This window comes from Nocardia goodfellowii (assembly GCF_017875645.1).
GTDB classification, from domain to species: Bacteria; Actinomycetota; Actinomycetes; order Mycobacteriales; family Mycobacteriaceae; genus Nocardia; species Nocardia goodfellowii.
The window spans coordinates 3,200,272-3,214,567 of the sequence record NZ_JAGGMR010000001.1 but is presented as its reverse complement, the minus strand read 5'-3'; the positions used below and the strand labels follow the sequence as shown (position 1 = coordinate 3,214,567).

The 14,296-nt window shown below is 68.3% G+C and carries 14 protein-coding genes; 6 read left to right on the top strand and 8 right to left on the bottom strand.

Annotated elements, in window-relative coordinates; translation table 11 throughout:
• Positions 1-8 precede the first annotated feature (8 nt).
• Both BJ987_RS14495 and BJ987_RS14490 read right to left on the bottom strand, forming a co-directional pair.
• Positions 9-1,427 (bottom strand): condensation domain-containing protein, encoded by a 1,419-nt coding sequence (locus BJ987_RS14495; RefSeq protein WP_209889515.1) that lies wholly within the window; start codon positions 1,425-1,427, stop codon positions 9-11.
• A gap of 30 nt (positions 1,428-1,457) precedes the next feature.
• A complete protein-coding gene (locus BJ987_RS14490; protein WP_209889512.1) occupies positions 1,458-2,390 on the bottom strand; it encodes a glucosyl-3-phosphoglycerate synthase in 933 nt (310 codons plus the stop codon).
• A 319-nt stretch (positions 2,391-2,709) separates the two neighbouring features.
• On the opposite strand from BJ987_RS14490, the gene BJ987_RS14485 reads away from it, so the two are divergent.
• The gene (locus BJ987_RS14485; RefSeq protein WP_209889510.1) at positions 2,710-3,201 is read left to right on the top strand and encodes a GNAT family N-acetyltransferase; all 492 of its coding nucleotides are present in this window, start codon (positions 2,710-2,712) and stop codon (positions 3,199-3,201) included.
• Positions 3,202-3,237: 36 nt separating this feature from the next.
• On the top strand, positions 3,238-4,014 hold the full coding sequence (locus tag BJ987_RS14480; RefSeq protein WP_209889507.1) for an enoyl-CoA hydratase/isomerase family protein: 777 nt from the start codon (positions 3,238-3,240) through the stop codon (positions 4,012-4,014).
• A gap of 160 nt (positions 4,015-4,174) precedes the next feature.
• On the opposite strand, the gene BJ987_RS14475 is transcribed toward BJ987_RS14480, so the two are convergent.
• The 4 genes from BJ987_RS14475 to BJ987_RS14460 form a co-directional block, all read right to left on the bottom strand.
• Positions 4,175-5,047: an alpha/beta fold hydrolase gene (locus BJ987_RS14475; RefSeq protein ID WP_209889504.1), complete on the bottom strand. Its 873-nt coding sequence runs from the start codon at positions 5,045-5,047 to the stop codon at positions 4,175-4,177.
• 55 nt (positions 5,048-5,102) lie between these two features.
• The gene (locus tag BJ987_RS14470; protein ID WP_209889501.1) at positions 5,103-5,345 is read right to left on the bottom strand and encodes a hypothetical protein; all 243 of its coding nucleotides are present in this window, start codon (positions 5,343-5,345) and stop codon (positions 5,103-5,105) included.
• A 111-nt stretch (positions 5,346-5,456) separates the two neighbouring features.
• Entirely contained in the window at positions 5,457-6,143 is a 687-nt protein-coding gene (locus BJ987_RS14465) for a uracil-DNA glycosylase (protein WP_209889498.1), read from the bottom strand.
• Positions 6,144-6,211: 68 nt separating this feature from the next.
• Complete coding sequence (locus tag BJ987_RS14460) at positions 6,212-7,183, bottom strand: thiamine-phosphate kinase (RefSeq protein ID WP_307869896.1); 972 nt, start codon at positions 7,181-7,183, stop codon at positions 6,212-6,214.
• A gap of 168 nt (positions 7,184-7,351) precedes the next feature.
• Here BJ987_RS14460 and BJ987_RS14455 point away from each other — a divergent pair, with 168 nt between their 5' ends.
• The gene (locus tag BJ987_RS14455) at positions 7,352-7,975 is read left to right on the top strand and encodes a DUF3515 domain-containing protein (protein ID WP_209889495.1); all 624 of its coding nucleotides are present in this window, start codon (positions 7,352-7,354) and stop codon (positions 7,973-7,975) included.
• Here the strand turns inward: BJ987_RS14455 and BJ987_RS14450 are convergent.
• Together BJ987_RS14450 and BJ987_RS14445 are read right to left on the bottom strand one after the other, a co-directional pair.
• Positions 7,972-9,087, bottom strand: coding sequence for a D-alanine--D-alanine ligase family protein (locus tag BJ987_RS14450; protein ID WP_209889492.1), 1,116 nt, complete (start codon positions 9,085-9,087; stop codon positions 7,972-7,974). The two genes, BJ987_RS14455 and BJ987_RS14450, sit on opposite strands and share 4 nt — an antisense overlap.
• A 51-nt stretch (positions 9,088-9,138) precedes the next feature.
• Entirely contained in the window at positions 9,139-10,152 is a 1,014-nt protein-coding gene (locus BJ987_RS14445; protein ID WP_209889490.1) for an NAD(P)H-dependent glycerol-3-phosphate dehydrogenase, read from the bottom strand.
• Between the two features lie 119 nt (positions 10,153-10,271).
• On the opposite strand from BJ987_RS14445, the gene cofC reads away from it, so the two are divergent.
• The 3 genes from cofC (at position 10,272) to BJ987_RS14430 (ending at position 14,163) form a co-directional block, all read left to right on the top strand.
• Complete coding sequence (gene cofC, locus BJ987_RS14440; RefSeq protein WP_209889487.1) at positions 10,272-10,946, top strand: 2-phospho-L-lactate guanylyltransferase; 675 nt, start codon at positions 10,272-10,274, stop codon at positions 10,944-10,946.
• 71 nt (positions 10,947-11,017) lie between these two features.
• On the top strand, positions 11,018-13,192 hold the full coding sequence (locus BJ987_RS14435) for an RNA degradosome polyphosphate kinase (protein WP_209889484.1): 2,175 nt from the start codon (positions 11,018-11,020) through the stop codon (positions 13,190-13,192).
• Positions 13,189-14,163, top strand: a complete 975-nt coding sequence (locus tag BJ987_RS14430; RefSeq protein WP_209889481.1) for an NUDIX hydrolase — start codon at positions 13,189-13,191, stop codon at positions 14,161-14,163. Before BJ987_RS14435 ends, BJ987_RS14430 begins: the two co-directional genes overlap by 4 nt.
• Positions 14,164-14,296: the final 133 nt, after the last annotated feature.

The window sequence follows — 14,296 nt, the reverse complement described above, 5'->3', positions numbered from 1 at the left end:
GTTGCCCACTACGCGACATCCCGCACGAGCGGACCGGTCCCGGCGTGCGCGACCGATTCCATGACCCGGGTGAGCGCGTCGCAATAGCGCGTCATCGATGCGGCGGCGATCGGGGTGTCCGGGAAAAGCGAAGCCGCCCAGATCATGTCGTCGGTGCGCTGCACCCAGGTGTATACCTCCTCGGAGGTGCCCCGGCTGCCGAAGAAGGAGAAATCGAGCGCGGAGAACAACTCCGCGCCGGGCAGCTTCCGCAGGTCCAGGAACGACAGCATCGGGGCGACCCAGCCACGCCGGACGTGGAATCCCTCCCGCTCCTGCCACAACTCCACCACCCGGTGCAGTGAGACGTTCGACAGCCATTTCCCGGCGGCGAAGGCGGCATCGGCGCGCCGCGCGGTCGCGGCGAAGCCTTCGGCGGGATCGAATTCGAAGGCGATCGGGATCAGGCTGGCGTACCAGCCGACGGTGCGTTGCTCGGCCGGACCGCTGCGGGTGTTCTTCGGCGACAGGTTGAAATACTGTGTGCGCCCGGACAATTGATAATCGGTGTGGGCGGCCGCGGCGAAAATACCGGCCACCAAGCGCACCCCGGCCCGAGCGCATTCCGCCTCGAACGCGTCGGCCGACGGTCCCGACAACAGCACCCGCCGATCCGAGGCGGCCGGCACGGTCACCCTGGCCTCGGAATCCCGCAGCGGCAGCGGGAAATCGGGCAACTTGCCGCCATTGGCCAGGATGCGATCCGCCCACTGGGTGATCTGCGGCGACTCGGCCGACAGCTCGGCCGCCTGCGCCCGCTCCCGCCCGCAGTACTCCCGATAGCTGGCCACCGGGGCCTCCGCCAACCGCGTCGCGGCGGCGGGGTCGAAATACAGCTGGACGACTTCAGCGGCGATGATGCCACCGGAAACGGCATCGGTATTGAGGTGATCGCAGGCCACCACCACGGTGAACGAGCCACCGTGATCGATGATCGCGAAGCTGAAGCAGTCCCAGCTGGTCGGACCCGGCGTGACGCGCTGCACGATCCGGCTGATCAGCAAGCCGTCGATCTCGCCCCAGGAATCGGCGACGAGATCGATCTCCGTCGCAGCCAGCACGCGCCGCTGGATCCGGAAGTCGCTGTCGATCTCGAACCAGCTGTGGAAGGCGTCGTGCCGGCGCACCACCGTGGTGGTCGCCCGGACCAGCGCCGCGATATCCGGTGCACCCGCGAGGGTGAACGCGCACAGGATCAGCCGATCGAAACGGCGGCCCGACTTCTTGGCGGTCCGCGCCATTTCCAGGTAGGCGTCCTGCTGGAACGACGGCGGAGTGCCGTCGGCGCGTGCCCGGATGGCCGCCGCCCGCGCGTTCTCGCTGGGACGGATGATCGTCAACCGGCCGCCCCTGGGCCGCCAGTCCTCGATGAGCCCGCTCTGCATCATGAGTTGAGTTCTCCTCTCCCGTAGCGGCGTTCAGGACGCGATCGGTAGCAGCGAATGCATCGGCGGCCGGTGCGCGGTGTGCAGGGTGGCTTCCCGGGGCTCGAAACCCGCTGCCCCGAGCGGGAACTGGACGATGCCCGCCCCCGAGTCGGGCAGTCCGCAGCGTTCCAGCGCGGTCGCCATGATCTGCCGGCTCATGACGCCCAATTCGTGCAGCGGCCGATTGCGGTGCTTGCGCACACCGAGGTCGACCTGCCCGATGGCCGACGGCCCGTACGTGTCGTACACATCGATCAGCAGACCGATCTCGACGCCGTAATGCGGTGCGAAGTAGAGCCGTTCGAGCGCAGCACGGGTCGCGGCGTATTCGCCGCCGAGCGGTTGCACCACATGACGCAAGCCGGGTCGCAATGCCGCAAGCAGCGGTCGTGCCACCAGCTCGGTCACCCGCCCGCCGCCGGATTCGTCGAAAGTCTCACCGACGAGCAACGGCCGGCGGTAATAGGCCTTGCTGAATACCAGGGATTCATCGAACAACAGCGGCCCGATGAGTTTCGGCACGAATTGCGGATCCGGATCGAGGAGATCGGAATCCATGAACATCACGATGTCGCCGGAGGCCACCGCCAGGGACCGCCACAGCACCTCGCCCTTTCCGGGCACCGGCGGATGCTCTGGCAGTACCGCCTCCCGGTGCACCACGGTGGCGCCCGCGTCGGCGGCGACGCGCATGGTGGCGTCCGAGGAGCCGGAATCCATCACGATCAGTTCGTCGACCAGCCCTTCGGGCAGGCAGCGGACCGCACGAACGACATCGCCCACGGTGGCTTCCTCGTTCAGCGCGGGCAGGACGACCGATACCGTTCGCCCGCGTTTCGCCGCGATCAGGTCGTGCGCGCTCCACTGCGGCGCGGACCAGGTGCGAATTTCGCCGTGGAATTCATTCATCAACAGATCGGCCATTTCGACCACCTATCAAAAGAGATGTGCTTTTGTGGGGGTACCGGGCGGGCCGCAGACTCGCACTCATTGCGAACGACGACAAGAGTTTTCGGAAGTGGTCCTGATCACTTCGCCGCTCCGGTGAAATTGGAGATCGATAATCGCTGCGCTGCGATGATCGGACAGTACAACTCGTTTGCAAGGCTGAATATCTGCGAGAGTGATCTTTCAGGTGGAAGTAACCTTCCATTAACCAATTTCGTTATAGTTCCGGCAATTCGGGCACATCCGGCCGCGCGCGGGAGTGACGACAATCGCATCGTGCGGGATACTGGCAGCGATGACCCCCTGGCACATCCGCCCGCTCACCGCCGGGTACACGCGTGGACTGGCGGAATGCCACATCGCGTGCTGGCGCGAGGCCTATCAGGGGCTGGTGCCCGAGCACGTCCTCGCCGCGTTCGACGTCGAGCGGTTGGCCAAGCGGTGGGAGCGCGATCGGATCAGGAATCCCGGCTGTCTGCATGTCGCGGTGACCGAGGGCACCGTCGTCGGATTCGCCGTCGCGGCGCCCGATCGCGCGGAAGACGCCGTGGCCGCGTTCGAGCTCAACGCCCTCTATGTGCGCGCCCCCTGGTACGGCACCGGGCTCGCGAGCGAGCTCCTGCGGGCCGCGCTCGACCCGGCCGTGTCCTGCGCACTGTGGGTCTTCGAGGAAAACCCACGGGCGCGAGCCTTCTACCGCAAACACGGTTTCGAACTCGACGGCGCCCGCAAGGTGGAGGAATTCAGCCCGGCGATGCAGGTCCGGATGGTGCGGCCCGGCCGCTAGAACATGTCCCAGCCCAGGCCCGTTAGGGTGCAGGACATGAGCACCGATTACGTCTCGATCGCCGAGGGCGTCCTGCAGATCACCATCGCCACCTCCGCCGCGGGCACGTCCATGGACTTCGACGGCATCGAAGCCGGCACGGCCGCGCTCAAAGGGCTCGCGCCCGAGGTGGGTGCGGTGCTGCTCACCGGAACCGGCGCGAACTTCTGCGCGGGCGGCAATGTCCGCGGTTTCGCGGCGGCCGACGACCGGTCCGCGCATATCCACGCGCTCGCGACCACGCTGCACGACTTCGTGCGCGCTCTCGACGCCACCCCGGTCCCGGTGGTGGCCGGCGTCCAAGGCTGGGCGGCCGGCGCCGGCATGAGCCTGGTCTGCGCCGCGGACATCGCGATCGGCGGCCCCTCGACCAAGTTGCGCCCCGCCTACCCGGGTATCGGCCTGAGCCCCGACGGCGGCATGTCGTGGACTCTCCCGCGCATCGTGGGCCTCGGCCGAGCTCGCGAAATCCTGCTCACCGACGCGGTTCTGGACGCCGACGCGGCCGTGCGCCTGGGTCTGCTCAGCCGCTTGGCCGCCGACGACGACGTCCGCAGCGAGGCACTGAGCCTGGCGCAAACACTCGCGGGCGGACCACGCTCCACTTACGCGACCATGAAAACCCTTCTGTCGCAGTCGGTTTCCGCCAGCCTGAGCGATCAGCTCGACGCCGAGCGGGACGCCATCGCCGCCGCGGCGAGCACTCCCGCGGGTCAGGAAGGTATTGACGCGTTCGTCGAGAAACGTCAGCCGGACTACACGAAGGCTCACTGAGACAACAGGATTCGCCCCTGTCCAGCGCTGGACCGCGGCCGAGTGTCGCGGTCCAGCGCGGACTGCGGTGAGTGCCGCGAGTTCGGGGCCGCCGGATCTGTCGCCGCCCGTGCGGTCATCACAGGCGATGTCCGCGAATCCCGGTCTCAGCGGCCCCGGTCTAAGTCGAGGTCTCGAGGACGAACTGGGCGACGGCGTCGGTGAACGCGTCGTTGTCGTCGCCCGCGGCTGTGTGTGCGGCGCCGCCTATTTCGGCGATCCGGACGTGCGGCACGAGTTCCTGGAACTGGGCCGCGCCCTCGGCGCTGACCACGTCCGAGCGCAGACCGCGCACCAGCAGCACCGGCATGGTGAGCTGACGGGCGGCGGCTTCCATATCGCCGATCATCGCGGTCGGGTCTTCGACGCGATCGCGCAGCATGTCCGGATCCCAGTGCCAGTAGAAGCGGCCGTCCCGCTCCCGCAGATTGCGCATCAGGCCCTCGCTGCTCTTCGGGCGCGGCCGGTGCGGCAGATACTCCGCGACCGCGTCCGCGGCCTGGTCCAGGGTGTCGAAGCCGTCGCGGTGCTTGCCGAGGAAATCGAGCACGCGCGAAACGCCTTCTTGCTCCGGGCGAGTCACGATGTCGACGAGGACGAGCGCGCGAATCGGAGCGGCGGGCGCCCCGCTGGCGATCAGGCCGGTAATGCCGCCCATGCTCGCGCCGACGACCACCGCACCGCGCTCCGGGGTCGCGCCGAGCTGCTCGAGCACCGCGAGGAGATCGGCGACCATCGTGGTGCGCGTGTAGTCGCGGTCGGGCGCCCATTGGCTGTCACCGTGCCCACGGGCGTCGAGGGTGACCACGCGCATTCCGGCCGCACCGAGCTTCGCGCCGGTCTGCTTCCAGGAATGCCGGGTCTGCCCGCCGCCGTGCAGGAAGACGACGAGCGGGCCGGCCGCCGGTCCGAATCGGTCGGCGGCCAGCTCGATTCCGCCCGAACCGGTCAGCGACAACCGAACCGGTCCGAGCAGATTGTTCGCGTTACTCACGATCTGAGGATCGCACAGTAAGAATCAAGGCTCACATGAGCCTCCGCGAATCGGGTCAGCAGTCGAGCTTGTGGCCGCTCAACGTGTTCTGGAAGACGCAGGCGACCTTGGCGTTCACCGAGGCCGAGATGGTGGAGGAACCGGTGGAGGTCATCTGCTCCGAGACCGAAACCGTGGTTTCGGGTGCGGCGGGTTCGAGCTTCAGCGGCTCGGCGCTCGCGGCGGCGGTGCCGCCGGCCAGGGCCGCGCATAGGGCGAAGGCGGCGGTGGCGCCGCGGAGAGTGGTTCGGGTCTGCATCAAGGAGCTCCTCGTTCGGTTAGCGGTGGTGCGGTCCCCCGACCGGAGACCCGAGGCGCAAAGCGCCGCGGCGATCGGGGGCGCGGGGGTGACCCCCGCTGATTCAGTTGGTCAGGGCAGTCGCCAGTCGACGGGTTCGGCGCCCAGTTCGTCGAGCAATTCGTTCACTCGCGAGAACGGCCGGGAGCCGAAGAACCCGCGCGAAGCGGACAGCGGTGAGGGGTGCGCGGATTCGATGAACGGCACCTCGGCCGCGGTCAGGGTCGGCTTCAAAGTAGAAGCGTCCCGGCCCCAGAGGATAGCCACGAGCGGCTCATCGCGCGCGACGAGCGCGCGAATGGCCTGCTCGGTCACCGCTTCCCAGCCCTTGCCGCGGTGCGAGGCGGGCGCGCCGGGACGCACGGTCAGCACTCGGTTCAGCAGCAGCACGCCCTGATCCGACCACGGGCTCAGGTCGCCGCAGGACGGGGCGGGATGCCCGAGATCCTTGGCCAACTCGGCGAAGATGTTCGACAGGCTGCGTGGAATAGGCGAAACATCCGGCGCCACAGAGAAACTCAGGCCCATCGCATGACCGGGCGTCGGATACGGGTCCTGGCCGACGATGAGCACGCGCACATTGTCGAAGGGCCGCTGGAACGCCCGCAGTACGTTTTCCCCGGCGGGCAGATAGCCGTGCCCCTCGGCATTCTCCAGGCGCAGGAACTCACCCATGGCCCGGATCTGATCCGCGACCGGTTCCAGCGCCCGCGCCCAGCCCGGATCCATGATTTCCGCCAAAGGTTTCTGCGCGCCCATGACCGCACAACCTAATCGGCGCGGCAGGCCGAAGTCCAACCGAGGTCGGGCCCGATTCGGCGCCGGGTTTACCGGCGATCGGGCTCCGCCCCGCGGAACGATTCCCAGCCGCCGTTGCCCGGCTGCCGCAGACCGTCCACGGTGACGCCCTGACCAGCCAGCACCCGCCCGATCCGGCGCCAGCCCAGCGGCAGCTCGGACCCCGAGGACCAGGCCGCGACGAACGCGTGGTCCTCGCCGCCGGCCAAAACCCATTGTGCCGCATCGACATCCAGCGCGACCTCGACCGCGAGGCGTTCGGCCAGCGCCTCCAGGGCCGGATCCCACAGCGCCGCCGAATCCAGATCGATGGCCACACCGGAGGCATCGGCGATATGCCCGAGATCGGCCAGCAGACCGTCGGAGACGTCGGTCAGCGCGTTCGGCCGGGTCGGCTCGTCCAGCACGACGCCGTAGGGCGGGCGCGGAGCCCGATGCGCGGCAACGAGATCCGCGGCCGGAGCGATCTCGGCCCCGGAGGCCAGCACCGCGAGACCCGCACCGGACCAGCCCAGCCGGCCCGCCACCGCGATCACATCGCCCACGCGCGCACCGGATCTGGTGATCGGGGCGTTGCCGCGCAGGTCACCGAAGGCGGTCACCGAGATCACCATCCGGGGGCTGCGCACCAGGTCGCCGCCCGCGATGGAGCCGCCGGCGCGACCGGCCTCGGACCACATTCCCTCGGTCAGCCCGTCGACCACCTCGACCGGCGTGTCCGCGGCACAACCCAGCGCCACCACGAACGCGGTCGGCGCCGCACCCATCGCGACCACGTCGGCGGCGTTCTGCGCGATCGCCTTGCGGCCGATGTCGTGCGGACTCGACCAGTCCAGCCGAAAGTGCCGTCCCTCGACCAGCATGTCGGTGCTGACCACGAACCGGCCGTCCGGGGCGGATATTAGCGCGGCGTCGTCGCCCGGACCGAGCAGCACCGCCGGCGCCTGCACGCGGCCCGCGTTGATGCGGTCGATGAGCGCGAACTCCCCGAGCTCCCGCACCGTCTGCGGGCGCACCCGCCCCAGCGGTTCGGTCGGTTCCACGGCTTGCGGTCCTGCACTGCTGTCGCTGATGACCCCGCCCCTTCTGGCGTCGTACTGGCTGAAATCCGGACGACGGTACATTGTCCAGGGCAATCGAGACTACCGAGCAAGGAAGGACCGGCACACATGGCGGCGCAGGAGCGCGACAAGACCGTCGACGACACGGAGTCGGCTCCGGATCCGGCCGAGCCGGTGGACACCGAGGACCGCCGGGCCGCCCCGTATCCGCCCGCGCTGGTCGCCACCGCCGTGGCGCTGCCGGTCGTGCTCGTCGTGGGTGTGCTCGTGGCGGCGGTCATGGCCAGCCGCGGCCCGGTCGACCGCGAGCCGCTGGTGCTCGGCCCCGTCCCCGCGCCCGCCGCCGAGGGCCCCGCGTGCACTGCGCTGCTGCCCGCGCTCCCGTCGAACCTCGGCGACTACACCCACGCTCAACTGGTCGACCCGCAGCCGCCGGGCACCCGGGCCTGGCAGCTACCCGACGGTGGCAGCCCGATCGTGCTGCGCTGCGGCCTGGACCGCCCGCTGGACTTCAACCGCGCCTCCGGACTGCAGATCGTCAACGGGGTGCAATGGTTCGAAGCCCGCGATCAAGTCGCCGCGACCAGCACCTGGTTCGCCGTCGACCGCGAAACCTATGTGGCGCTGACGGTTCCGGACGGCTCCGGGCCCACGCCGCTGCAGGAGGTCTCCGACGCGATCAAGGCGACGCTGCCCGAGCAGCCGATCGATCCGGGCCCGCTGCCGAACTAGCGCAGTCCGGTGCCGCGCGCGATCGCGGTATCGATCAGGGTGGAGATCAGCGTGGTGTAGTCGATTCCGGTCGCCTCCCACATGCGCGGGTACAGCGAGATCGAGGTGAAGCCGGGCATTGTGTTGATCTCGTTGAGCACCGGGCCGTCTGCGGTGACGAAGAAGTCGACCCGCGCCAGCCCCTGGCAGTCCAGCGCGCGGAACGCCTGCACGGCGAGTTCCCGGATTCGATCGGACACGTCGTCGTCCAGCTTGGCCGGCACGTCGAATTCACAGACGTCATCGATGTATTTGGTGTCGAAGTCGTAGAACTGCGGGGCGGTGGTGACGTCGGCTTCGGGCATCAGGATTTCGGCGACCACGCTGGCCTCGACGCGGCCGTCCGGGAATTCCAGCACCGCGCACTCGACCTCGCGCCCGACGATGCCGGCTTCGACGATCACCTTCGGATCATGCTCGCGCGCAAGGGCGATCGCGGCCTCCAGATCGTCCCAGTCCGTCACTTTGGTGATCCCGATGGAGGATCCCGCCCGCGCGGGCTTGACGAAAACCGGCAGCCCGAGGTGTTCGCGTTCGGTGTCGGTCAGCGTCTTGGTCCCGGGCCGCAGCACCACCTGCACACCGATGGGCAGGCCCTCGGCGGCGAACAGCTTCTTGGTGAATTCCTTGTCCATGCCCGCCGCGCTGGCCAGCACGCCCGGCCCCACGTACGGTACGCCCGCCAATTCGAGCATGCCCTGCAACGTCCCGTCCTCACCGAACGGGCCGTGCAGAATCGGGAAAACGACGTCGACCGAACCGAGTTCGGCGATCGGCGCGTCGTCCAGCGCGACCAGCTGACCCGCCCGCTGGGGGTCGGTGGTCAGCGTGAGCGCGGCGCCCGTGGCGTCCACCGACGGCAGCGCGGCCTTACCGCTCGCGTCCGGCAGACCCATCGCGGCGACCTCGGAACCGCCCAGCACCCAACTGCCTTCGCGGGTGATGCCGATCGGTACCGCCTCGTACTTCTCCGGATCCAAATTGCGCAGCACACTGCCGGCCGAGCGGCAGGACACTTCGTGCTCGTTGCTCCGTCCGCCGAACACCACAGCAACCCTGATCCGGTTCGTCATGGCTGGAACCGTACCCGGTCAGGACCGCCGTTACCCTCCTGACCCAGACGATCAGCGCTCCGGTTTGATCTGCCTGCCGAGCAGGATCCCGACCGCCTCGGCCACCGACACACCCGCGTGGCAGACCTGGTGCACGGCATTCGTCAGCGGCATCTCGACCTGGTGCACCTCGGCCAGCGCGCGCACCGATGTGCAGGACTTCACACCCTCGGCGACCTGGCCATGAGTGGCTTCCTGCGCGGCGTCCATCGTCTTGCCCTGGCCGAGTACGTACCCGAAGGAGTAGTTGCGCGAGTCCGCCGAGGTGCAGGTGGCGACCAGGTCGCCCACCCCGGCCAGTCCGGCCAGCGTCACCGGGTCGGCGCCGACCGCCACGCCGAGCCGCATGACCTCGGCGAGGCCGCGGGTGATCAGGCTGGCTCTGGTGTTGTAACCCAGGCCCATGCCGGAGGCGATGCCGGTCGCTATCGCGATGACGTTCTTGCAGGCGCCGCCGATTTCCGCGCCGATCACGTCGGTGTTGGTATAGGGCCGGAAATATCCGGTGGCACAGGCATGTTGCACGGCGGCCGCGCGGGCCGCGTCGGAACAGGCGACCACCGCGGCCGCGGGCTGTCCGGCCGCGATCTCACCGGCCAGGTTCGGACCCGAGAGCACCGCGATCCGGCTCGGGTCGTTACCGGTGACCTGCTCGATCACCTGGCTCATCCGGAGCAGCGAACCGGTTTCGATGCCTTTGGCCAGGCTCAGCAGCGTGGCGTCCTGCTCGCGCACCGCCCGCTCCAGCGCACCGTTCCACTTCTCGAGATTTGCCCGCAAAGTCTGAGATGGAACCGCGAGTACCACGATCTGCGCACCCGCCAGCGCCTCCTCGTGATCGGAGGTCGCCGAGACCGCGGGCAGCTGCACATCGGTGAGATAGGACGGATTGCGATGCTCGGTGGCCAGTGCGTGCGCCACCTCCGGCCGGCGTGCCCAGATGGTCACCTCCGTGCCCGCGTCTGCCAACACCTTCGCGAACGCGGTCCCCCACGACCCCGCACCCATTACTGCCGCCCTTGTCATCTGCCCAATATGCCACGGCGGTCGCCGAGGGCGGTGTCCGCTCCGGCCGACCCGCTCACGCCGCGCGACCGCCTTCGGCCGCTGCGCTCACATCGCGGGCGCATGGAAGGATTGGCCTCATGCGTCCGCACTCCGTGCACGCCGTGATCGCCGTGAAGAACCTCGATCTGGCCAAGAGCCGCCTGGCCGACCGCCTGCGCCCCGAACATCGGGCGCGGCTGGTGCTGGCCATGCTGGCCGACACCGTGACCGCCGCGCTGGCGGTGCCGCGGATCGGCTCGGTCACGGTGGTCACGCCCGATCCGGCGGTCTCGGGTCTGGCGCGCGCACTCGGGGCGGTGGTGCATCCCGAGCCCCGATCGGCCGATCTGAACGGCGCGCTCGCCGACGCCGCCCGCGCCCTGCGGCACCGGCACGGACCGGTCGAACTGCTTGCCCTGCAAGCCGATCTCCCCGCTCTGTGCCCGGACGAACTCGCCGACATGCTGACCGTCGCGCCTGCGGGTAAGCGATCGGTCGTCGTCGACCACGCGGGCACCGGTACCGCGGCGCTGTTCGTCGGTGACGGCACCCTCGCCTTGGAGCCGCGATTCGGTCCCGGCTCGGCGCAAGCCCACCGCGCCGCCGGCGCCGTCGATTTGGACGGTGACTGGCCAGGGCTACGTCTGGATGTCGATACCGCGGCCGATCTCGACGCCGCCGTCGCGCTCGGCGCCGGTGCCGCCACTCGCGCTCTCCTGCGCGAAATCAGCTGGTCGCCCGAGGTTCACGAGGCTGTTCGCCGCGTGTGCTAGCTGATCGCCAACGGACGTGAGACTCGCTGCATTGGCGGGTGTCGACCTGCGCGCAGCGCCCTGGGTAAGGGATGATCGTAGGTGTGAGTGATACGGAAATCGTCAAGCAGCAGTTGCTGCCGACGCCACCGCCCGCCGCGACACGACTGTCGGCCGACCCCGAGGCGCAGCGGTTGCCCCGTGATCGCTACCTCAATCGCGAAATGAGCTGGCTGGACTTCAACGCCAGGGTGCTCGCCCTCGCCGAGGACGCCTCGCTGCCGCTGTTGGAGCGCGCGAAGTTCCTCGCGATCTTCGCCTCCAACCTGGACGAGTTCTACATGGTCCGCGTCGCGGGCCTCAAACGCCGCGCCGAGACCGGCCTGACGGTGCGTTCGGCCGACGGCCGCTCACCCAGCGAACAGCTGGAGCTGATCGCGAGCCGCGCCCAGGAGATCGCCGACCGGCACGCCCGGGTCTTCATGAATTCGGTGCGGCCGGCGCTGACCGACGAGGGCATCGCGATCATCGACTGGTCCGATCTCGACGATGACGAGCGCCGCCGGCTGTCCGGGTACTTCCAGGATCAGGTCTTCCCCGTGCTCACCCCGCTGGCGGTCGATCCGGCGCACCCGTTCCCCTACATCAGCGGCCTGAGCCTCAATCTCGCCGTGACGGTGAAGGATTCGGCGACCGGCGGCGAGCACTTCGCCCGGGTCAAGGTCCCCGACAACGTGGACCGCTTCGTCCGTGTGCGCCGCACCGAATCCGGCTCGCCCATCGCGGCTTTCCTGCCGATGGAAGCGCTCATCGCCGCACACCTCACGCTGCTGTTCCCCGGAATGGAAGTGGTGGAACACCATTCGTTCCGGATCACCCGCAACGCCGACTTCGAGGTCGACGAAGACCGGGACGAGGATCTGCTGCAGGCGCTGGAGCGCGAACTGGCCCGCAGACGCTTCGGATCGCCTGTCCGACTAGAGGTTTCCGACGACATGACCGAGCACATGCTCGATCTGCTGCTCAGAGAACTCGACGTCGACCCCGGCGATGTCATCCAGGTGCCCGGCCTGCTCGACCTGTCCTGCCTCTGGCAGGTGTACGGCGTCGATCGGCCCAATCTCAAGGATTTCCCGTACGTTCCGGCCACCCCGCCCGCATTCGGCGAACGCGAGACCCCGCGCAATGTGTTCGCGGCGCTGCGTGAAGGCGATGTGCTGGTGCATCACCCCTACGATTCCTTCTCCACCAGCGTGCAGCGCTTCATCGAGCAGGCCGCGGCCGATCCGCAGGTGCTGGCCATCAAGCAGACGCTGTACCGCACCTCCGGTGACTCCCCCATCGTCAACGCGCTCATCGACGCCGCCGAGGCCGGCAAGCAGGTGGTGGCGCTGGTCGAGATCAAGGCCCGCTTCGACGAGCAGGCCAACATCAAATGGGCCCGCGCCCTGGAGCAGGCGGGCGTGCACGTGGTCTACGGCCTGATCGGTCTCAAGACGCACTGCAAGACCTGCCTGGTGGTCCGGCGCGAGGGCGCGACCATCCGCCGCTACTGCCACATCGGCACCGGCAACTACAACCCGAAGACCGCGCGGCTCTACGAGGACGTCGGATTGCTTACCGCCGCACCGGAAATCGGCGCCGATCTGACCGACCTGTTCAATTCGCTGACCGGTTACTCACGCAAGGCGAACTATCGGAATCTGCTCGTCGCACCGCAGGGCGTCCGCCAGGGCATCATCGAACGAATCGAACGTGAGACCGAATTGGCGCGCGAGGGCGTGCCGGCGCGGATCCGCATGAAGGCCAACGCGATCGTCGACGAACAGGTGATCGACGCGCTGTACCGGGCCTCGCAGGCCGGTGTCCCGGTGCAGATCGTGGTGCGCGGTATCTGCGGGTTGCGCCCCGGCGTGCCTGGCGTGAGCGACAACATCGAGGTGCGCTCGATCCTCGGCCGCTACCTGGAGCATTCCCGGATCATGCATTTCCAGGCGCAGGACCAGTACTGGATCGGCAGCGCCGACATGATGCACCGCAATCTGGACCGGCGGGTGGAAGTCATGGCCCAGGTGAAGGATCCGCGGCTGTCCGAACAACTCGCGGGAGTGTTCGATTCGGCCCTGGATCCCGCCACCCGCTGCTGGGTACTCCATTCCGACGGCAGTTGGCATGCCTGGCCGGACGGAGTCGCCGAAGCCAACGGCGCCCAAGTGCGCGACCACCAAGAGTTCCTGATGCGATTGCGGAGACCTGATCAGCGGTGAAAGGCAAGACCGGCTACGAAGAGAACGGCCAGCCGTTCTGGGATCCCCGAGTACGGGCCAACATTCACGCCGCCGGTGCGGTGTTGTGGCGGTACGGGGATTCCGGCGCGGTGGAGATCGCCGTGGTGCACCGTCCCAAATACCTGGACTGGTCGCTGCCCAAGGGCAAGCTCGATCCCGGTGAGACCCCGGTGATCGCGGCGGTGCGCGAGGTCGGCGAGGAGACGGGGCTGGACTGCCGCCTCGGGCGCTATCTCGGGCACGTCACCTATCCGATCCCCGGCCATCGCAAACTGAAGCGGGTGGACTACTGGTCCGCCGAGGTGGCGGGCGGCGCCTTCACCGCCAATTCCGAAGTGGACCAACTCGGTTGGTACACCTTGGACAAGGTCCAGGACCAGCTGTCCTATCCGATGGACCGGCAGGTGCTGCGCTCGTTCACCCGGCTGCCCGCGCGCACCAGCACGCTGCTGCTGGTGCGGCACGCGAAGGCCGGGCGCCGGGACCGCTTCGACGGTCCCGACGCCGAACGTCCGTTGGAGCGGGCCGGTCAGGCCCAGGCGCAGGGCTTGGTCCCGAATCTGTTGGCGTTCGGCGCATCCGAGGTTTTTTCCGCGGATCCGGTGCGATGTGTGCAGACTGTGCAGCCATTGGCCGAAAAACTAGGCGTACCAATAACTCTGGAACCCCTGCTTTCCGAAACAGGTTATGCCGCAGCGAAAGACGAAGCCCGGGCGCGCATGGTCGATCTTGTTTCGGATTCCGCGGTGCGCGTTGTGTGCAGTCAGGGCAAGGTAATTCCCGATCTGCTGGCCTGGTGGGCCGAACGCGACGGTGTCACGCTGCCCTCGGCGCGCAACCGCAAGGGCAGCGCCTGGGTGCTGTCGTTCGTGGACGGAAAGCTGGTGGCCGCCGACCATCTGGACCGTTCACTGTCCACCGATGTCGTGAAGTCGGACGCGGCAAGCTGATTCAGCGTCAAACTTACAAAACGAAAGTGGCCCCGAGGATGAACCTCGGGGCCACTTCCGGGCGACGTATCGGGTGATTCAACTGCCATGGCAGTGAATTACCCAGCGGCGCAGTAGGAACCGTGCCGCTTAT

Coding starts and splice junctions, on each gene's coding strand:
- BJ987_RS14455 (WP_209889495.1), top strand. CDS start 7,352: ATGGCGGCGCAGGAGCGCGACAAGACCGTCGACGACACGGAGTCGGCT.
- BJ987_RS14485 (WP_209889510.1), top strand. CDS start 2,710: ATGACCCCCTGGCACATCCGCCCGCTCACCGCCGGGTACACGCGTGGA.
- BJ987_RS14480 (WP_209889507.1), top strand. CDS start 3,238: ATGAGCACCGATTACGTCTCGATCGCCGAGGGCGTCCTGCAGATCACC.
- cofC (WP_209889487.1), top strand. CDS start 10,272: ATGCGTCCGCACTCCGTGCACGCCGTGATCGCCGTGAAGAACCTCGAT.
- BJ987_RS14470 (WP_209889501.1), bottom strand. CDS start 5,345: ATGCAGACCCGAACCACTCTCCGCGGCGCCACCGCCGCCTTCGCCCTA.
- BJ987_RS14490 (WP_209889512.1), bottom strand. CDS start 2,390: ATGGCCGATCTGTTGATGAATGAATTCCACGGCGAAATTCGCACCTGG.
- BJ987_RS14435 (WP_209889484.1), top strand. CDS start 11,018: ATGATCGTAGGTGTGAGTGATACGGAAATCGTCAAGCAGCAGTTGCTG.
- BJ987_RS14465 (WP_209889498.1), bottom strand. CDS start 6,143: ATGGGCGCGCAGAAACCTTTGGCGGAAATCATGGATCCGGGCTGGGCG.
- BJ987_RS14450 (WP_209889492.1), bottom strand. CDS start 9,087: ATGACGAACCGGATCAGGGTTGCTGTGGTGTTCGGCGGACGGAGCAAC.
- BJ987_RS14495 (WP_209889515.1), bottom strand. CDS start 1,427: ATGATGCAGAGCGGGCTCATCGAGGACTGGCGGCCCAGGGGCGGCCGG.
- BJ987_RS14445 (WP_209889490.1), bottom strand. CDS start 10,152: ATGACAAGGGCGGCAGTAATGGGTGCGGGGTCGTGGGGGACCGCGTTC.